This window comes from Streptomyces narbonensis (assembly GCF_014649015.1).
GTDB classification, from domain to species: domain Bacteria; phylum Actinomycetota; class Actinomycetes; order Streptomycetales; family Streptomycetaceae; genus Streptomyces; species Streptomyces narbonensis.
The window spans coordinates 475,403-496,366 of record NZ_BMSF01000002.1; the positions used below are offsets into that span (position 1 = coordinate 475,403).

Sequence of the window (20,964 nt, forward strand, 5' to 3'; positions counted from 1 at the left end):
CGAAGCCCCGGCCGCCTGCTGCGAGGCAGGCGGCCGGGGCTCGGGATCAGCGGCCGGGGCGGGGTCAGCCCAGAGCGCGGATGCCCCGCCAGTCGACGCCCAGGACGGTCCTGACCGGCATGTTGGTGTTGGTGGTGGACGGGTAGTACAGCTTCATGTTGCCGGTGTCACCGAAGCGGGCCCAGATGTCCGGCACGCCGTCCTTGTTGACATCGGGGATGCCGATCGCGGACAAGACGTTGGTCTCGGTCCACGACCCGCCGAAGAGGACGTCCCCGCTGACCGCGTTGGCCGCCACCTTGATCGACTCCAGGTCGACGCTGCCGGCGCCGCCCGTGCCGGGCTTGCCGTGGCGGGCGTACATGTTGCCGTTGTCCAGGTTGCGCCACAGCAGGTCGGGCGTGCCGTCCTTGTTCATGTCCGCGATGTTGACGATGTCACGGCGGGCCCAGGCGGTGCCCTCCATCAGCGTCGCGGTCTGGAAGGTGGCGCCGGTGTAGCCGGACAGCACCCAGAACTGCGTCCCGGCCCGCAGGGTCAGATCGGGCAGCTTGTCGCCGGTGATGTCGCCGATCGCCTTCAGCTGCGTCCAGGTGGACGGCGCGGGGGCGTTGGCCGGCAGGCGGATCGCGATCCGCTCGTCGACGTTGAAGGTGCCGTAGCCGTCACCCGGGTAGAGCCAGAACTTCTTGTCCGGGGTGACCGCGAACATGTCGGTCGAACCGTCGCCCGGGTACGTGTCGTTGTAGTGCGCGATCAGCGAGGCGGTGCCCGCCGCGTCGATCCAGTGGTTCGGCGGGTCGACCGCCTTGTCCTTGGTGACGTACGACGCGGCGAGGCAGCTGTACAGCTCACCGCCGGTGTCGAGGACCGCCGGGTTGGCGGGCGCGCCCACGCAGTTCTTCAGCTTGCCGTCCGGGTAGAGCACCAGGAGGTCGGCGATGTCGTCGCCGCCGGTGTCCATCGGACCGTCGGCGCGGTCGCGCGGCGGCAGGTAGAAGGAGTAGTCGCCCTTGATGCTCTGGTTGCCGTTGGCGTCGTAGGCGTAGACGTACAGGGCGGTCGGACCCGCGTGCCGGGGCCGGACATCGGTGAGGGTGATCTTGCCGTTCGTGGGAGGCGGCGTCTCGATGAGGGCCTCGCCCTCGAAGGCGTACTTGAACTTGGTCGCACCGGTGGCGCTGAAGGTGAAGTCACCGGGAGTGCCGTACTTGACCTTGGCCCAGGTCATGCCGTCGGGCGTGGCCTCGGTGAACACGGTGCTGCTGATGTCCGGCTGCGGCGGCGCGGTCGGGTCCACGGTGATCCGGCACGACTCGGTGCCTTCCGGGAAGAACGTCGAGACCGCACCGGCCGCGTCCTCGGCACGTACGTCCCAGGAGAAGAGGGTGTTGGTCTGGAGGTCCTTGAGCAGCGCGTGGTCGGCCTGGATGACCATCTGGCCGTAGCCGGTGGAGTCCGGGGTGGCGAGGTACTCGGTCTTGGTGGTCGTGCCGGCCTTCCAGATACGGAAGCGCAGCTTGGGAATGGTCTTGTCCGCGTCGTAGCCCTTGGCCTTCAGCGTGAGGGTCGTCCGGCCGATGAGGGCGCTGTTGGTCGGTCCGGGCACACACGTACCGCCCGGGGAGGACGTGCCGTTGGTCGGCTGCGACGGGGGTGTGTTGAAGTCGCCCTCCACCACGGCGGAGGTCGCGAGGAACTTGCGCCAGGTCTGGGTGTCGCCCTCGCTCGTGGCCCGCATGCCGAAGGTGAGGGTCTCGGCTCCGGCGTCCGCGCTCTTCTGGACGCCCGCCAGCACGTTGAACGCCTCGTAGGCGTCCGGGCAGCCGGTCGAGGACCAGCCGTGGGCGAAGGACTGCCAGTCCAGCTTCGTCGACCAGCTCGGCTGCGCGTTCCACGTCGTACCGGACGAGATGGAGCCGGTCTGCCAGAACTGGAACTCCCGCGCGGTGCAGGACCAGGAGTGGTTGTTCTTGACCTTGAAGGTGGCGCGGGTGAACTTCGCGCCCTCGTAGGTCTTGGAGAACTTCATCCGCCAGAAGGAGCGGCCGAGACCGCCGGTGTCGCTCTCGTAGCCCACGCGGGCGTCGGAGGTGCCGGAGGAGAAGTTCGTGCCGTTCCAGAAGCTGGAGGTCGGGTACTTCTTGTACGCGGTCGTCCAGGCGGCCCAGCCGCTGTTGAGCGGCGGGTCGATGAAGACCGGGTACTTCGTGTCCTCGTGGGCGAGGAGGCCGGTCCGGCCCAGGCCCAGGTTCAGGGTGGCCGCACCGGTGCCGTCGCCGTCGAGCGCGACCGGGAGCTGCGCGGAGCGCGCGCCCGGCTCGATGCCCGTCAGGCCCGACAGCTTCAGGACGTCGGCGGTAGTGGCGACCGAGGTGCGCTGCGGCGTGCCCGGCTTGAGCTCGGGGTCACGGCCGCTGGAGTCCCAGGCGAAGGGGGTCGGGATGGTGCCGACCTCCGTGCCCGCCTTGTCCAGGACCTGGATCCGGTTGGCCTTCGCGTCCTGCCGGAAGACCGCGGTCTTCGACCGCAGGCCGTACGAGACGGTCGCGAGGTTCTTGTTCTGCGCGGCCTCGCGGTTCTTGACGATCAGGAGCTGGCCGAAGCCGCCCTCCTCACGCGCCACGAGGAGCAGGTCGACGCCGGGGAACACCTCGGAGTAGAGGGCGCGCGGGCCGTCGAGCACCGGCTCCGGCAGGGCGCCGGGCCAGGTGTAGGCGATGGTGTGGCCGCCGAGGTCGACCTCGGCGAGGACGGACGCGTCGCCCGCGCTCTCGGCGAGCGGCAGCCGGGCGTACGAGCGGTCGGCGCGGTCCGCGCCGGAGGTGCCCCCGGAGAAGCGGACCGGCACGGCGGCGTTGACCGGGCGGACGGTCAGGGTGCCGGCGTCCTCCGTCTTGCGCAGGGTGTTGTCGATCGGCGCCCACTTGCCCTTGGCGTTCTTCGCGCGCTGGGGCAGGGCGTGGATCTGGGTGCGCAGCTGGCCGTTCGGCAGGGCCCAGAGCAGCTCGGTGGCGGTGGTCGCCGTGTCGACGAGCACCTTCTTGCCCGTGCGCTTGGCCTCGGCCGACGCGGTGGCCTCGTCCTTCAGCCCGGTCGACGCCTGCTTGGCTTCCGTGCGGGGCGACTTGGGGGAGGTGGGGGAGCTGGCGGTCGAAGGCGCGCTCGGCTGCCACCAGGGCAGGAGCGCGGCGGTGAGTGCGGCCAGTACGAGGCCGAGGGTGAGTGTCAGCCGTGTGCGCGTGCGCACGAACGGGCTGAGAAGACGAGGCGGCGCGGGCACGGCGGTCTACTCCCGTGGGACCAGAGGGATTTTCGGACAGCGCAGACGGCCCCGACGGACCGTCCGCGGGGCACAAGGCGCGCACACGATCACACGTGCGCCACGTGACGTCCATTTCTGAGGACTTTATGAAGATGTTATGAGTTTCATGGAACGGGCTTGACGGCGAGTCATTTAGCCCTGCTTCGAGCCGTTCTGGTGGTGTTTTAGGTCGTAATTGCACTCGGTGTCTGATCTATCGCGAACATCGGCAGTGTGAGCTTCTGTTTGCGACTGCACCGTGGCGAATCTCACTGTCGACGCGCTTCGACCGATTGACCGATCTTGAAAACGGAACGCGCATGACACAGAGTGCGCACGCACGCGCCTGATCCAGGTGCGTGCTCTTTGGTGTTTCCGCACCTCCTCCGTTGTCTTGTTCGTTGGGTGGGAGTCGACGCGTGATGCGTGCTTCAGAACCACTGTCATGGGTGGGGCGGAATCGCCTAGCCATGACAGAGTCACAACGACGGCGCCGTCGGCGAAGCCGCATGGCGACCGTCCTTCTTTTGTCCTCGGTATTGACGGTCACGAGCCTGGGCGGGCAGGCCCTGGCCGTTCCCGGCGACGGGATGAGCCGCGAAGAGACGACCTCCCAGGTCGACCTGCCGGACATCCCCGAGAGCACCGCGCTCGCCGACGACGCCAGTGCCGACAAGGCGCTGAGCCTCGGGGACGAGCAGCAGCTCACCCCCTACGTGCCGGCGAAGGTCGACCCGTGGGCGGAGGACGCCGGCAAGGCGCCGCTGACCGCAGAGACCCAGCCGGGCACCATGGTCCCGGTGGTGAACGAGACCACGTCGGCCGGTCTGCCGGTCGCGGTCGGCGTGCCCGTCGGTCAGGACCCGACGAAGATCGACGGTGACTGGCAGGTCGCGGTCAAGTCGACCACCACCTCCGAGGAGACCGGCGTCCCCGGCATGATCCTCGAGGTCGTCCCGCCGGTGGACGCCGATCCGGCCGCGCAGGTCACGATCGAGGTCGACACCACCGGCTTCGCCGACCGCTACGGCCCCCAGGCCGCCGAGCGCTTCGGCCTCGTCCTCCTGCCGAACTGCGTCATCGACTCCCCGGACTCGGGCGACTGCGCCCCGGACTCCGGCACCGAGACCATGTCCGGCACCACCGAGGTCGCCGACGACATCGAGCGACTGCGCTCCACGGTCAAGGAGGTGCCGGCCGCCAAGGCCCCCACCAAGGTCAAGCTCAAGAAGGCCGCGCCCACCCGCAAGATCCTCTCCGGATCGGTGCCGGTCGCGAACCTGCTCGAGGACGGCGTCGCCCGCTCGAGCGTCTCCGGCGCCTCGGCTCAGCAGGTCGCCCTCCAGGCCGTCGACACCTCCGGCCGCCAGGTCGTCGGTGCGATGGACACCGGCGCCTCGGCCACCGGTGACTTCACCGCCTCGCCGCTGCTGTCCGCCGGCTCCTGGGCCGCGGGCTCGTCCAACGGCGCCTTCACCTACGGCTACCAGGTGCAGGTCCCGGAGGCCGCCGGCGGTCTGACCCCGAAGGTCAGCCTGGGCTACTCGTCGCAGACGGTCGACGGCCGCACCTCGGCGTCGAACAACCAGGCCTCCTGGATCGGTGACGGCTGGGACTACAACCCGGGCTCCATCAGCCGGACGTACGTCAACTGCCGCCAGGACTCCAAGAAGGCCGGGTCGAACAACTCGACCCACAAGACCGCGGACCTGTGCTGGGGCTCGGAGAACGCCACCCTCTCCCTGGGCGGCATGACCACCGAGCTGGTGTGGGACGAGTCCAAGGACAAGTGGTTCAGCGCCAACGGTGACGGCTCGAAGATCGAGCGGTTCAAGGACACGTCCAAGGACCCGCGTTCGGACATGAAGGACGCCGACGGCGAGTACTGGGTCGTCACCACCAAGGACGGCACGAAGTACCACTTCGGCCTGAACAAGCTCCCGGGCTGGTCGGACAACGGCACCGCCGCCGACGACGCGTACACCAACTCCGTGCTCGCGGTGCCGGTCTACGGCAACCACGCGGGCGAGCCCTGCTACAAGGGCTCGACGACCGCCGACTGGAAGTCCTCCGCCTGCAACCAGGCCTGGCAGTGGAACCTCGACTACGTCGAGGACGTCCACGGCAACGCCATGTCGCTGTGGTGGGAGCGCGAGAAGAACTACTACGCGAAGAACTTCTACTTCAAGGGCCCCGTCGAGTACCACCGCGGCGGCTACCTGAAGCGCATCGACTACGGCCAGCGCAAGGACACCGTCTTCAGCGCCGAGGCCCCGGCCCGCGTGCGCTTCGACGTCGAGGAGCGCTGCTACGCCGAGGGCAACCTCACCTGCAGCCCGGAGAACTTCACGTCGACCGACCCGGGCAAGTACCGCATCTGGTACGACACCCCCGCCGACCTGCGGTGCCAGGCGGTCACCTCGACGGACAAGAAGAAGTGCTGGAACGCCGGCCCGACCTTCTGGTCCACCAAGCGCCTGGACAAGATCACCACCTCGGCCCAGCGCCGCACCGACACCACCGCGCGCCAGGACGTCGACAAGTACCAGCTCAAGCAGAGCTTCCCCGTCCTCAAGACCGGCCCGAACACGGCCCTGTGGCTGGAGTCCATCCAGCGCACCGGCTACGCGCGCAAGGGCTCCACGGACGCCGCGGTCACGCTCAACCCGATCCGGTTCGAGTCCAACGAGGAGGAGATGCCGAACCGCGTCCTCCTGCGGAAGACGGCCGGGGAGGAGAAGGGCGACCCGATCGACGCGCGCCCCGGCTTCGCCCGGCTGCGCATCGGCCGCGTCATCAACGAGTACGGCGGCGAGACCGTCGTCACGTACAAGATGCCGACCTGGGGTGACGCGGCGGACGGCTGCGCCAGCAGGACGGGCCTGCCCGGCAAGACGGACACGGCCGCGCTGAAGGCCAACACGCGTCTGTGCTACCCGATGTTCTGGCACCCGGACGCCGAGGTCGAGGACATCGACTGGTTCCACAAGTACGTGGTCGACTCGATCGAGGAACTGCCGAACGTCGACGGCTCCCACTCCACGCGGACGTCGTACGACTACAAGAACGCCGGCTGGAAGCTCGCCGAGGCGGAGTTCAGCAAGAAGTCCACGCGCACGTACTCGCAGTTCGCGGGCTTCGAGCAGACGGCCGTCGTCACGGGCGAGCGTCAGGTCGCCGCCGACAACGGCGAGGGTTCCAGCCCGGGCGAGGACACGCCGGGCGTGGAGGGACCGAAGACCAAGGCGGTCACCCGCTTCTACCGGGGCATGGGCGACACCGTCCCGATGAAGAACATCGCGGGCGCCACGCTCACCCACAACGGTGCGACGGTCTACGACCGCGAGGCCTTCGCCGGCCGAATAGCCGAGGAGTTCAGCTACTCCGACGCGACCGACGCCGACGGCGACTGGCTCACCCGCAGCCTCACCGTCCCCGAGGCCACCGAGCTCGCCAGCCGCGTCCGCGGCGACGGCCTCGACCCGCTGAAGGCGTGGCGCGTCACCGAGCCCGAGGAGATCGCGTACACGAAGTCGTCGGGCACGGGTGACGACACCCGCACCCTGCGGAGCGTCCGCACCAAGACGACGTTCGACAGCGTCCACGGTCTGCCCACCATGGTGGAGTCGTTCGGCGACGCCGACCCGACCAAGACCGGCGACGAGTCCTGCACCAAGCTCGAGTACCTGCACAACACGACCCGGAACATCATCGGTCTGACCAAGCAGGTCCTCGTGTCGCCGACGGCGTGTGCCGACGCGAACTGGGCCGATCTGAAGACTCTGAGCAGCGGAGGGCGGACGTCGTACGACAACATGACGTACGGCACAGCGCTCGCCGACACCACCCGCGGTCTGGCCACCGAGACGTGGTCCCTGAACGACGACGGCACCGGCTGGCGGACCGGCGGCACCGTCGTCTTCGACTCCCTCGGTCGTGTCACCAAGCAGATCGACCCGGACAAGAAGGAGTCCACGACGACCTTCGACCCGCCGACGGGTCAGGTCTTCAAGGTCACCCAGACGAATCCGCTGGGCCACACCCAGGTGCAGGAGGTGGAGCCGGGCCGCGGGGTCGCGCTGACGACCACCGATGCCAACGGCCACGTGAGCCAGGCGACCTTCGACCCGCTGGGCCGTCTCGCCGAGGCATGGGCCCCCGGCCGGACCCCGTCGCCGAGCGCGATTCCGGACTTCAGGGCCGAGTACGTCACTCCGGCCGACCAGCCCGATCCGAACGACCCGAACGGCGGAGTGCTCCGCAAGCCCCCGTACATCACGACCTACAGCCGTGGCTACGAGGACCGGGTCGAGAAGTCCGTCACCATCTACGACGGTCTCGGCCGCGAGCGCCAGTCGCAGGAGGAGGCGGACGGCGGTGGCCGTCTGATCACCGACACGCTGTACAACAGCGCAGGTGAGGTCTACCAGACCAACAACGCGTACCTCAACGGGGACGCCCCCAGCGGCGAGCTGTTCACCCCGCGCGCCGACACCACGGTCCCGAACATCACTCGCTACAAGTACGACGGTCTCGGCCGCGTACTCGAGGAGATGCCGGTTCTCAAGGTGAAGTCCTCCGGGTCCACCGAGGCCATCTCGCAGGAGGTGCCGGAGAAGGCGACCCGCTACGAGTACGGGGCCGACTGGTCGAAGGTGATCCACCCGCAGGGCGCCTCGTCCTACAAGGTCTACACCGACGCCCTGGGCCGCACCGTCCGCACGGACACCACCAACCCGGCGGCGCCTGGCGGCTTCACGTCGACGCGCTACACGTACGACAGCCGTGGTCAGCTGACGAAGGCGACGCCCTCGGCCGACACGACCCACCCGTGGTCGTGGACGTTCGACCAGCGTGGCCGACTGGAGACCGCGACCGATCCGGACACGGGCACCACGCGGATGACGTACGACCACCGTGACCGGCTGCTGACGAGCACCGACGCCCGGGGCAACACGACCTGGAACGCGTACGACGAGCTGTCCCGGCCCAAGGAGCAGCGACTGGGCGGCTCCACGGGAGCGCTGCTCGCCGCGTTCTCGTACGACACCGTCGCCGGTGGCAAGGGCATGCCCGCCTCTGCCACCCGGTACACCGACGGTCTGGCGTACACGCAGAAGGTCAACGGTTACACGAAGGACTACCAGCCGACCTCGACGACGCTGTCCCTTCCCGCGTCGCTGGCCACCACGTGGGGCATCCCCGCGGACTACAAGTACGACTACAAGTTCTCCGACAGCGGCATGCTGGAGGAGGCGAACCTTCCGAAGGCCGGCAAGTTCGACGCGGAGAAGCTGGTCATCCGCTACAACAAGGATGGCAACCCGCTCTCGATCTCCGGCAAGGACTGGTACGGCTCCGAGACTCTCTACTCGCCCTACGGCCAGGTCCTGCGCTCGACGCTGGGCGCGGTGCCGTACCGGGTGTGGGCACAGAACTCCTTCGACGAGTCGACCGGTGAGCTCCAGAACCAGATGGTCTACCGGGAGCAGACCGGTGGTGCCGGTCCGGTCGCGGGCAACCTGGTCTCGAAGCGCGAGTACGCCTACGACCCGGCCGGCAATGTCACGGGCATCCGTGAGCACGCCACCGGGATCGAGGAGCGGCAGTGCTTCACGTACGACCCGCTGGGCCAGCTGAGGAACGCCTGGACCTCGAAGGACCAGGAGAACTGCACCGGTCCGAAGAACCCGGACGGCACGCTCAACGTCGCCGCGGGCGCAGACAACTCCGGCTACTGGCAGGAGTACGAGTACGACCTCCTCGGCAACCGCACCAAGCTGGTCGAGAAGGACCTGACCGGCGCGACGGCCAAGGACGCGACCACCACGTACCAGTACGGCGTGGGCGCGGCCAAGAGCCAGCCGCACACGCTCACCAAGGTCTCGAAGACCTACACCACCCCCGCGGGTGCCCAGGTCAAGGCCGAGGCCGAGCGTCTGTACGAGCTGACGGGTGAGACGAAGTCCGTCACCTCGCTCGACAACGGTGACAAGCAGACGCTGACCTGGACTCCGGACGGCAAGGTCGACCGGATCACGGGCGCGGGCACCGGCGGCAAGACCCCCTACGTGGGCCTTGCCGACAAGTGCCTCGACCTCAAGAGCGGTCTCGCGCTCGCGGCGCAGCCGGTCCAGCTCTACAGCTGCAACACCACTCTGGCGCAGAGCTGGAAGTTCACGCCCACCCCGAGCACCCCGGCGACTCCGCAGACCGACCCCAACCGGGGCACGCTGTCGGTGTACGACGACTGGTGCCTCCAGCCGGCCGCCAACACAGTCGGGTCCGCGCTCCAGATCCAGAAGTGCGCCGGCACCGCCGCGGCGGCGACGGCGCAGGAACTGAAGCGCAACGCCGCCGGACAGCTGACGCACGTCGCGTCCAACCTGTGCCTGGCGGTACAGGGTGGCAACTCGGCCAACGCCACGGCGATCGTCCTGGCCACGTGCGACGGAGCCTCCGCCGCGCAGCTCTGGGCGCCGCAGAACGACACCCGTCACATCTACGGCCCCGGTGGCGAGCGTCTGCTCACCATCAAGGGCAAGACGGCCACCCTGAACCTGGGCGACACGGAGGTCACCGTCCAGCAGGGCGGCGCCCTGGTCAACTCGCAGCGCACCTACACCACGCCTGCCGGCGCGGTCATGCGCTACGCCAACGGCACGGCCGCGGACCAACTGGTTGCCATGACCGTGGACCACCAGGGCTCGACCTATGCCGAGGTGCTGCTGGGCGGCTCGATGGACGTGCGGATCCGCAAGCAGGATGCGTTCGGCAACCAGCGGGGTGCGGGCACGTCCGGCGTCAACCTGCAGACGCACACCGGATTCCTCGGCAAGACGAGGGACGACTCCTCCGGCTATACGCTGCTCGGTGCCCGTCTCTACGACCCGCTGGTCGGACGCTTCCTGTCCGCCGACCCGCTGATGGACCTGAACGACCCCCTGCAGGCCAACGGGTATATCTACGCGCACAACAACCCGGTCACCCACGCGGACCCGACGGGTCTGGCGATCACCCTGACGGCCTCGGAGAAGGCGGCTGCCCTCGCGGGCGCGGGCCTGTCCGCGGCGCAGGTCGCGCAGGCGCAGGCCACCATGGGCAAGTCCCTCACCTCGGTGATCCTCGCCGCCGCATGGAGCGTCCTGAGCGACTTCATCGGTCTCAGTGACGCCATGGCCTGCTTCGGCGGTGACATGTGGTCCTGCGGCAGCATGATCATCGGGGCGATCCCGTGGACCAAGCTGGGCAAGATCCCGTCCGTCCTGAGGGCGGTCGACCGCACGATCAACGCCATCCAGGCGTTCAAGAAGGCCAAGGCGGCGGCGGAAGCCGTCCTCAAGGCGGCCAAGGCGGCCGAGGCGGCGGCTCTGAGAGCCAAGAAGGCCGCCATCGAGAAGGCGAAGAAGGAGGCCGCGCAACGGGCCAAGAAGAAGGCGGCCGAGGAGGCGAAGCGGAAGGCCGACGCCGCGGCGGCAGCCAAGAAGAAGACCGGTAACCCGGTCCAGAAGAAGGCTCAGGCCAAGGCGGCCCCGAAGTCCTCGTCCGTAGCCGGTGGCAAGGGCGGCGGCAACAAGGGCGGTGGCAGCAAGGGCGGCAGTGGCAAGAGTGGCGGTGGCACCAAGGCCAGCACGTCGAAGCCCGGGGGCTCGTCGGGTGCCTCGTCCCGCAGCAACGGCGGCTCCAGCGGCGGTTCCTGCAAGACGGGTGACAACAGCTTCGTGCCCGGCACGAGGGTGTTGATGGCCGACGGCTCCACCAAGTCCATCGAGGACGTCAGGACGGGTGACAAGATCGTCGCCACCGACCCGAAGACCGGGGAGACCCGGATCGAGACGGTCACGGCGGAGATCAAGGGTGAAGGCCTCAAGCGCCTGGTCAAGGTCACCATCGACACCGACGGTCCGCAGGGCACGAAGACGGCCGAGGTCACCGCGACCGACGGTCACCCCTTCTGGGTGCCCGAACTGGGCGCGTGGATCGAAGCCACGGACCTGAAGGCACGCCAGTGGCTCCAGACGAGCGCGGGCACGTACGTTCAGATCACGTCCGTCACTCGTTGGACGGCGCAGGGCGCGACGGTTCACAACCTGACGGTCTCGGACACCCACACGTACTACGTGCTGGCCGAGCGGACGTCGGTCCTGGTTCACAACTGCCCGCCGTCACAGGCGCTGCAAGATTTGGCCGACGTGGCGGAAGCGTATGGCGCGGAATATGCCGCCGAATACACTTCGCTGTCGGGCGAGACCTATCGAGCGCATAATAAGGAAGAGCTCCCCGTGCCTCCCGGCATGCAGGACGTGTTCGATGAGCTCGATCACCATGGCGGATGCGCCGAGGCCAAGTGTCTGATCAAGGCTTACAATGCCGAAGGCCCCGCCGGGATACGTGGAGGTCACATGGATGTCGTCCATGTGGGTGACGACGACGACGGCAACTGGGAGCACGGTGACGTGGCCAGGCCTTGCGGTAGGTGTGTCCGGCTCAAGAAGGGACTTTTCATTGGGCCCTGAACCGGATGCGCCTGACCATGGGCTGACTCTTCCCGTCCGTGAAGCTCTCCTGGCCGCCGGATGGCGGCCGGGCAGGTGCGTGGACATTGCGGATACGGTCGAACGTCTCACGCTCGCCGGATACGCGATCCATGAGAATTTCATCTCTTTCATGAGGGAATTCAGGGGTCTGGAAATTCAGCCGGCCTTGGCCGCCGGTCCGAATTTCATGAATGACGAACCCTACTGGGTCAGTCCGAATCGAGGAGTCCGCTATCTGGACGAGGCGCTCCTGCTGGAGTCCGTGTTCGGGGAGAATCACAACCCGGTGGGCTGGTGGCTGAGCAGTAGCCATGTGTTCATGGGAGCCAGCGGCAGAGTGCGGGCATACTTGGACGGGCTCGTCTGGGAGCTGGGCGAAACGCCCTATGAGGCGTTGGAATTCGCCGTGCGGCCCACTCGACCGCTGGTCTGCGCCTGGTCCTCTCCAGGTCGAAGGCCATGGCCCAAGCAGCCCTGAGTCCTTCTACTCCTCGGTAGCGAGTGTCACCGGGCCGGTCATGCCGGCCCGGTGACACGTCAAGCAGTACGGGAGCCCCGACCGGGACATCGGTCGGGGCTCCCGCCCTTTCGGCTGAGCAGCGGCACTCAGGACGTGGTCGTCGCCTTGCGCAGCGCGCTGATGCAGGTGCCGATCGCCTCCTGGAGGGCTTCGAGGCGCTGGAGCATGTCGGCCTCGTAGATGTCCTCCTCCATCACCTCGTCCAGGGTCAGCTCCTCGAAGACCTTCGTCGCCTTCTGCAGGCTGTTGTAGAACTTGGTGCGCCGCTCCTGGACCCGCAGCGTCGGGTCCTCCTCGACGGCCCGGGCGACCAGGCCCTTCACCGCGTCGTACGCCTCACCGGCCCACTCGCCCGCCTCCTCGGAGTCGTCGAGCTCGTCGATGAGCGACAGGTGCCGCTCCGCCTCGGCGCGCAGCTCGGCGGGCGCCTCCACGGTCTGGCCGGCCGGGGTCTTGATCTGGCCGTTCTCGACGATCTGCCGCACGTACCCGATACGGTCCGCCGCCTTCGCCTCGCTCGCCACCGCCTTCTTCAGGTCGTCGGTGCGGGCGATCGCGCGGGCCATCTCCGTCTGGAGCGCCGGGTCCTCCTTCATTCGGTCGAGGAGCGCCCCGCGCGCCGCCTCGGCCGTTCCCGGGTCGGCGAGGATCGCGGCCCGCAGCGCCGTCGGGTTCTCGGCGACCTCCAGGGCCTTCGTCGGCCGGATGCCCTCCGCCTCGGCCGCGGCGGTGATCGCCTGGCCGCGCACGGAGGACGCGCTGCTGCGGGAGGTGTAGTACGAGAGCCAGACGTCCGCGTCGGGCAGCTCGACGTCCTCGCCGGGGACCAGAACCTCGAACTGCGGGACCAGGTCGTCGTCGGCCGCCATGTCCCAGGCCTTGTAGTAGCGCATGACCCGGTCGGGCGAGCATCCCGCGAGCGCGGCGAAGGCCTTCGCGGAGACCTTCGCGGCGGCCGTGCCCTCGGCGGGCTGGCCGCCGGGGCGCACGCTCCGCGCGACCTTGAGCGCGAAGGCCCAGCCGCCGGTGCGCGCGTAGATCCCGAAGTCCTGGGCGTCGCGGACGACGACGGGGTCGTGGCCCCGGTCGGCGTCCCGGCCGTCGTCCGAGTCGTCGTCCAGGTCGGCGTCGGTGGCGTCGTCCAGGTCGGCGTCCGTGGCGTCGTCCGGGACGTCCTCGCTGTGGACCTCCAGAGGCTCGGGAGCCGACGGCTCCCAGAACTCCGGCTCCTCGGCCATGACGGGCGCGGTTTCGGACGGGGTGTAGGCGGTGGTCACCGAGGGCTCTCCGGAAGGTCGGGTACGACAACTGAGACAGCCTATACGCACCCGTTGACGACGTTTCGCCCTATTCGGACATGCGATAAACGGCTGGCGGGACGGGCACCCAGGAGGGCAGCATGCTCCCATGACCTACGGAATCGAGCTCCACCCCGCGCGATGAGCGCCCCGCACGAGCGCCCGACGCTCGCCCCCTCGCTGTACGCGTACGCCAAGGGCCTGTGCGACCGTGACCCCGACGGGCAGCCGCCCCAGGGCGGCCACCCCCTCCCTGACACGGCACGGACCCGGGGTCGCAGGCGTCCGGGTCTCCGCTACCACGAGGCTCTGGCCGCTGTCACCGATGCCCTGCTCCCGTTCCTCGACGCCCCCGACCCCGAACGGGCGGCCGCCGAGGTGGAACGCGCGCTCGCCACGACGGGCGTCGTCCGCGAGCAGGTCGTCTTCGCCGCTGCGGCGGCCGTCGAACGGCCCGACGAACCCGCCGCCCGCGCCCTTGTCCGATCGTTGGCCCGACACCTCGTCCGGACCGGTACGACCGCCCTCGGCGTATCCGCCGGGCTCGGGCTCCTGAGCCGGCTCGCGGAACCCGAGGACGTCCCGTACCTGCGTGTCCTCGGCCTGCTCGACGGTCTCGTCCACCCCGTCGACGCGGCCCTGGCCCCTCTGGACAGACCGGCCGCCGCCCTGGTGTGGCTGATCCACCGCACCCGGAGCGAGGAACTGAGCGGCCTCGTCGCCGCCCTGACCACCGGTGATCGGGCGGCCGTGCCCGCCTTGCTCCTCGGGCTCCCCACGGATGCGCGGGGAATGGGTCCCGAGGTCGCCCGGCGGGTGACCGAGGCCGCCGACCTCGCCGCTCTCCTGCGGGCGGACCCGGACCGCCCCGAGCTCCTCGGGCGGGCCGTGCACCTCCTCGCCCGGATGACCAGCAGCCGGGACTACCACGCCGAGATCCTGCGGTACGGAGAAGCCGTCGACCTGTACGAGACGGTGGCCGCCCACGCCCACCGGCTGCCCCGGGACGTGGACCACCGGGCCAGGCTGCTCACCCTCGCCCTCGACCTGCACAGCGGCGCCTCGTACCTCCTTCCCTGGCCGCCCGGCCGACGGGAGGCGATCCACCGCACCCTCCTGGACACGGCGGCGTGGCACGGTGAGGCTCCGACCGACTCGGACGGACGGCGGCGCGCCGACTGGATCCGCCGTACGGCACGCCGGCTGCGCGCCGCTCCGTCGGATGCCCCCCGGTTCCGGATCGAGGTGGCAGTCGCCGACCCCGGCGACCCGGACGTCGTCGAGACCCGCTTCCTGATCGACGGACGCCCCCTCGTGCCGGAGGCCTTCGGCCCCGGGCCGGGGGAGTCCCCCGAGCGGCTCCTCGACAGCGGGGCTCTGCGGGCCGGGCCCGAACCCCGCGAGGTGCGGCTCGCCGAGGCGTACTGCACCGAAGGGTGCTGCGGAGCCCTGTACGTGACCGTGCGCCGGGAGGGCGAGCACGTCGTGTGGAGCGACTGGCGGCGACCGGGCGGACCGGCCGGGCGGCCGGACCTCCCCGTGTACCGTTTCGACGCCGCCGCGTACGACGCCGAGATCGCCCGCGCCGAGCACGACCACGGCTGGACCTGGCCGGCCCGGCTCACCGCCCGGCTGATCACGGCCGGACTGCGCGACCGACCGGACCTGCTCACCCGCTGGGGCCTCCGGCAGGGCTGGATCAGCACGGACTTCAGCGAACCGGACACCACCGTGGTCACTTTCACCGGGCCGCCGCTCGGTGACCCCCGCCCCGGCCCGAACGGGGCGGAGCGTGAGTCCCGTCAGTTCCTGTGGCGGCTGCCCGACGACGGCACTCCGCCGGAGCGCCGAGCCGCCCGGGTGTTGCGCCGGCTGGTCGACGAGGATCCGAGGGCCTTGGCGGAAGGTTCGTAGCAGCCGGTACCGCCGTCCCGGTGACCGCCAGTGGTCCACTCCAACGGCGGTTATCCACAGGGGTGGTAGGGCCGCGGGGTGACGCGTACGGTGCCAGACATGAAGATCCTGATCAGTGCCGACATGGAGGGCGCGACCGGTGTGACCTGGCCCGCCGACGTGCTGCCCGGTACCCCCCAGTGGGAGCGCTGCCGCTCGATGTTCACCTCCGACGTGAACGCGGCGGTGCTGGGCTTCTTCGACGGCGGCGCCGACGAGGTGTTGATCAACGAAGCGCATTCGAGCATGCGGAACCTGCTCCTGGAGCAGCTCGACGAGCGCGCCGAGATGCTCACCGGCCGGCACAAGTCGCTGTCGATGGTCGAGGGCGTGCAGCACGGCGACGTCGACGGCATCGCCTTCGTCGGCTACCACACGGGCGCGGGCTCCGAAGGAGTCCTCGCGCACACCTACCTCGCGAACTCGATCACGGGCGTCTGGCTGAACGGCGAGCGGGCCGGCGAGGGCCTGCTCAACGCCCACGTGGTCGCGGAGTACGGCGTCCCGGTCGTCCTCGTCACCGGCGACGACCTGACCTGCGAGGACGCCCTCGGCTACGCGCCGGAGGCCCGCAAGGTGGCCGTCAAGGACCATGTCTCGCGTTACGCGGCGGTGTGCCGCACTCCGGCCAGGACCGCCGCCGACATCAGAGCGGCCGCGAAGGACGCGACCGCGCTCGCCGTCCGGCACGAGCCGGTCCGCGGGGGACCGTTCACCGTGGAGCTGGAGTTCGACGCCGACCACCTGGGAGCCGCCGCCACGGTCGTTCCCGGCGTGGCGCGGAGCGGCGAGCGGCGCGTCTCCTACACGGGAGGGACGATGTACGAGGCAATTCGCACGTTCAAGGCGGTCACGACCATCGTCTCGGCCGCGGTGGAGGAGCAGTATGGCTGAGGAGGTCCGGGGCCCGGACACGACGGCGCTCGACGAGGTGGTCACCTTCACCTCCGAGCTCATCCGCATCGACACCACCAACCACGGCGACGGCGACTGCCGCGAGCGCCCCGCCGCCGAGTACGTCGCCGAGCGGCTCGCCGCCGCCGGCATCGAACCCACCCTCCTGGAGCGCACCCCGGGCCGCACCAACGTCGTCGCGCGCATCCCCGGCACGGACCCCTCGGCCGACGCGCTCCTCGTCCACGGCCACCTCGACGTGGTCCCCGCCGACCCGGCCGAATGGACCGTGCACCCCTTCTCCGGGGAGGTCCGCGACGGAGTCGTGTGGGGGCGCGGCGCCGTCGACATGAAGAACATGGACGCGATGGTCCTGGCCGTCGTCCGCTCCTGGGCCCGCCAGGGCGTCCGGCCGCGCCGCGACATCGTCCTCGCGTACACCGCGGACGAGGAGGCCAGCGCCGAGGACGGCTCGGGCTTCCTGGCCGACCGGCACGCCGCGCTCTTCGACGGCTGTACGGAGGGCATCAGCGAGTCCGGGGCGTTCAGCTTCCACCCGCAGCCCGGTACGACCCTCTACCCGATCGCGGCGGGGGAGCGGGGCACCGCCTGGCTCAAGCTGACCGCCCACGGCCGGGCCGGCCACGGCTCCAAGGTGAACACGGCCAACGCGGTCACCCGCCTCGCCTCCGCCGTCGCCCGGATCGGCGCGCACACCTGGCCGGTCCGTCTCACCACCACCGTCCGCGCCGCCCTCGCGGAACTGGCCGAGCTGTACGGCATCGACGTCGACACCCGCGCCGGCGACCTCGACGTCGACCTCCTCCTCGACAAGCTCGGACCCGCTGCCGCGCTCGTCGCGCCGACCGTCCGCAACAGCGCCAACCCGACGATGCTGAAGGCCGGCTACAAGGTCAACGTCATCCCGGGCCAGGCCGTCGCGTACATCGACGGACGGACCCTGCCCGGCGGCGAGGAGGAGTTCGCCGCGACCATGGACGAGCTCACCGGGCCCGACGTGGAGTGGGAGTACCAGCACCGAGAGGTGTCCCTCGAGGCCCCGGTCGACTCGCCGACCTTCGCGAAGCTCCGGGCCGCCGTCGAGCGCTTCGACCCGGCCGGACACGTCGTGCCGTTCACCATGTCCGGCGGCACCGACGCCAAGCAGTTCTCGCGCCTCGGCATCACCGGCTACGGCTTCTCGCCGCTCAAGCTGCCACCCGAGCTCGACTACGGGGCGCTCTTCCACGGCGTCGACGAACGCGTCCCGGTCGACGCCCTGCACTTCGGCGTCCGGGTGCTCGACCACTATCTGAAGACCGCGTAGGACCGTGACAGGGGGAGTCCAGATGGCCACCACGGAGACGGGACAGACGACCACGGGGACGGGGCCGACGACCACGGAGCCGGGGCCGACGACCACGGGGACGGGGCACACGACCACGGCCGCCCACGGCGGCTGGCCGTCACCCGTCGACGCCGCGCTCACCGCCGCCCACGACGGACGGCCCGAGTACGTGGGAACCGTCGGCGACGAACTGTGGTGGACCGCGCCCCGCCCCGCCGAGGGAGGCAGGCGCGCCCTCGTCCGGCGGCGCGCCGACGGCACCGAGGAGAGCGTCCTCCCCGCCCCGTGGAACGTCCGCAGCCGCGTCGTCGAGTACGGCGGGCAACCCTGGGCCGCGACCGCGCGGCCCACCGGCGGACCCCTCGTGGTCTTCAGCCACTTTCCCGACCAGCGGCTGTACGCGTACGAGCCGGAGGCCGGAGCGGACTCCGCGCCGCGGCCGCTCACCCCCGTCTCCGGCGTCGGCGGCGGAGCGCGCTGGGTGGATCCGGTGATCCACGAGGACCGGGGCGAGGTGTGGGCCGTCCTGGAGGAGTTCACCGGGCCCGCACCGACCGACGTGCGCCGGGTCCTCGCCGCAGTGCCGGTGGACGGATCGGCCGCCGAGGACCGCGGTGCCGTGCGTGAACTCTCCGACGGGCGGCACCGGTTCGTCACGGGACCCCGGCTCTCCCCGGACGGGCGCAGGGCGGCCTGGATCGCCTGGGACCACCCCCGCATGCCCTGGGACGGCACCGAGGTCCAGCTCGCCGAGGTCGCCCCCGACGGCACCTTCCGCGGGGCCAGGACCGTCGCCGGCGGGCCCGCCGAGTCGATCCCCCAGGTGACCTGGGACCCCGCCGGACGGCTGATCTTCGCGAGCGACCGCACCGGCTGGTGGAACCTCTACCGGGCGGAACCCACCGCCGACGGGGGTCTCGACGAACCGGTCCCGCTCCACCCCCGCGACGAGGAGTTCGCCGGCCCGCTCTGGAAGATCGGGCTGACCTGGTTCACCCCCCTGGAGAACGGCCTGATCGCCGTCGTCCACGGCAAGGGCACCACCGCCCTCGGGATACTCGACCCCGACAGCGGCACCCTCGTCGACGTCGCGGGACCCTGGACCGAATGGGCCGCCACCCTCGCCGCCCACGGCACCCGCGTCGTCGGGGTCGCCGCGGGACCCCGCAGCGCCTACGAGCTCGTCGAGCTCGACACCCGCACCGGCCGCACCCGGGTCGTCGGCGCCGCGCACACGGACGCCGTCGACCCCGCGTACTACCCCGAGCCGCAGGTCCGCACCTTCACCGGCCCGGGCGGGCGCGAGATCCACGCGCAGGTGTACCCGCCGCACCACCCCCGGTTCACCGGGCCCCCCGACGAACTGCCGCCCTACGTGATCTGGGCCCACGGCGGGCCCACCGGCCACGCCCCGCTCGTCCTCGACCTGGAGATCGCCTACTTCACCTCGCGCGGCATCGGCGTCGCCGAGGTCAACTACGGCGGCTCGACCGGCTACGGCCGGGAGTACCGGGATCGGCTGCGCGAGCAGTGGGGAGTCGTCGACGTCGAGGACTGCGCCGCCGTCGCCACGGCCCTCGCCGCCGAAGGCACCGCCGATCCCGCCCGGCTCGCGGTGCGCGGCGGCAGCGCGGGCGGCTGGACGGCCGCCGCCTCCCTAGTCGGTACCGACGTGTACGCCTGCGGCACGATCATCTACCCCATCCTCGACCTGCGGGGCTGGGCCACCGACGAGACCCACGACTTCGAGTCCCGGTACCTGGAGGGCCTCGTCGGCCCCCTCGACGAGGTCCCCGACCGCTACGCGGAACGCTCACCGATCGAGCACGTCGACCGGATCACGGCTCCCTTCCTGTTGCTCCAGGGACTCGACGACGTCATCTGCCCGCCCGTGCAGGCCGAGCGCTTCGTCGCCCGGATGGCCGGCCGTGGCGTCCCCCACACCTACCTGGCCTTCGAGGGAGAGGGGCACGGCTTCCGCAGGGCCGACACGATGACCCGGGCCCTGGAAGCCGAACTCGCCCTGTACACCCGGACCTTCGGTGTCACCCGCACCGACGTCCCCGACCTGGACCTCCGCTCGTGACCGCGCGGGAACCGCTCGCCGCCACGCCGCCCCTGACGCGGGCCGCGCGCCTCCGGCCCGGGGCGCGCGTCGCCGTCGTCGCCCCCAGCGGACCCATCCCCGAGGAGCGGCTCCGGGCCGGGCTCGCCATCCTGCGCGGCTGGGACCTGGACCCGGTGGTCGCCCCGCACGTCCTGGACACCCACCCCACCCTCGGCTACCTCGCCGGCGCGGACCGGGCACGGGCCCGTGACCTCACGGAGGCCTGGTGCGACCCCTCGGTCTCCGCCGTGATCTGCGCGCGCGGCGGATACGGGGTGCAGCGCATGGTGGACCTCGTCGACTGGCCGGCGATCCGGGCCGCCGGGCCGAAGGTGTTCGTCGGCTACAGCGACGTCACCGCCCTGCACGAGGCGTTCGCCGTGCGGACGGGGATCGCCACGCTCCACGGACCGATGGTCGCCGCCGCCACGTTCCTCGCGGACCCGCGCACCCAGGAGTCGCTGCGGGCCACCCTCTTCGAGCCGGAGACGGTACGGACGCTCGGCCTGGACACCGCGCGACCGCTGGTCCCCGGGCGCGCCCGGGGCGTCACGCTCGGCGGCTGCGTGAGCCTGCTCGCCGCCGACCTCGCCACCCCGCACGGCAGACCCTCGGCACGCGGCGGGCTGCTACTCCTGGAGGACGTCGGGGAGGAGCCGTACCGCCTCGACCGGACCCTCACCCAGCTGCTGCGGTCGGGCTGGCTGGACGGCGTCGCGGGCGTCTGCCTGGGCTCGTGGGAGGAATGCGGCCCGTACGAGGACGTGCGGGCGGTACTCCTCGACCGGCTGGGCGGCCTCGGGGTGCCCGTGGTGGAGGAGCTGGGGTTCGGCCACAGCGCGACGGCCCTGACCGTGCCCCTCGGGGTGCCGGGAGTGCTCGACGCGGAGGCGTGCACCCTGACCCTGGACGTACCGGCGCTGAGCTGAGCCGCACGACGCCGGACCGACGGGACGGGAACAGCGCCCCCGCGAGAACACGGGGGCGCTGGGTGCAGGACGCA

Annotated in this window: 9 protein-coding genes; 7 read left to right on the forward strand and 2 right to left on the reverse strand. The window is 70.5% G+C overall.

The features are described 5' to 3' along the window. Positions 1 to 64: 64 nt before the first annotated feature. On the reverse strand, positions 65 to 3,250 hold the full coding sequence (locus IE124_RS05705) for a hypothetical protein (protein WP_229832170.1): 3,186 nt from the start codon (positions 3,248 to 3,250) through the stop codon (positions 65 to 67). Between the two features lie 563 nt (positions 3,251 to 3,813). On the opposite strand from IE124_RS05705, the gene IE124_RS05710 reads away from it, so the two are divergent. Continuing rightward, positions 3,814 to 11,820, forward strand: a complete 8,007-nt coding sequence (locus IE124_RS05710; protein ID WP_189505412.1) for a ricin-type beta-trefoil lectin domain protein — start codon at positions 3,814 to 3,816, stop codon at positions 11,818 to 11,820. Then, complete coding sequence (locus tag IE124_RS05715; RefSeq protein WP_268246704.1) at positions 11,720 to 12,319, forward strand: SUKH-3 domain-containing protein; 600 nt, start codon at positions 11,720 to 11,722, stop codon at positions 12,317 to 12,319. Before IE124_RS05710 ends, IE124_RS05715 begins: the two co-directional genes overlap by 101 nt. Before the next feature lie 128 nt (positions 12,320 to 12,447). Here the strand turns inward: IE124_RS05715 and IE124_RS05720 are convergent, their stop codons facing one another. Beyond that, on the reverse strand, positions 12,448 to 13,638 hold the full coding sequence (locus IE124_RS05720) for a hypothetical protein (protein ID WP_189505417.1): 1,191 nt from the start codon (positions 13,636 to 13,638) through the stop codon (positions 12,448 to 12,450). A gap of 162 nt (positions 13,639 to 13,800) precedes the next feature. Between IE124_RS05720 and IE124_RS05725 the strand changes: the two genes are divergently transcribed. The 5 genes from IE124_RS05725 (at position 13,801) to IE124_RS05745 (ending at position 20,890) form a co-directional block, all read left to right on the forward strand. Continuing rightward, complete coding sequence (locus IE124_RS05725; protein WP_189505418.1) at positions 13,801 to 15,573, forward strand: serine/threonine-protein kinase; 1,773 nt, start codon at positions 13,801 to 13,803, stop codon at positions 15,571 to 15,573. A gap of 99 nt (positions 15,574 to 15,672) precedes the next feature. Further along, positions 15,673 to 16,506 (forward strand): M55 family metallopeptidase, encoded by an 834-nt coding sequence (locus IE124_RS05730; protein ID WP_189505420.1) that lies wholly within the window; start codon positions 15,673 to 15,675, stop codon positions 16,504 to 16,506. Next, a complete protein-coding gene (locus tag IE124_RS05735) occupies positions 16,499 to 17,833 on the forward strand; it encodes a M20/M25/M40 family metallo-hydrolase (protein WP_189505423.1) in 1,335 nt (444 codons plus the stop codon). The genes IE124_RS05730 and IE124_RS05735 overlap by 8 nt, the downstream gene beginning before the upstream one ends. A gap of 22 nt (positions 17,834 to 17,855) precedes the next feature. Then, positions 17,856 to 19,940: a S9 family peptidase gene (locus IE124_RS05740; RefSeq protein ID WP_189505425.1), complete on the forward strand. Its 2,085-nt coding sequence runs from the start codon at positions 17,856 to 17,858 to the stop codon at positions 19,938 to 19,940. Then, positions 19,937 to 20,890, forward strand: a complete 954-nt coding sequence (locus IE124_RS05745) for a S66 peptidase family protein (protein WP_189505427.1) — start codon at positions 19,937 to 19,939, stop codon at positions 20,888 to 20,890. The genes IE124_RS05740 and IE124_RS05745 overlap by 4 nt, the downstream gene beginning before the upstream one ends. Positions 20,891 to 20,964: the final 74 nt, after the last annotated feature.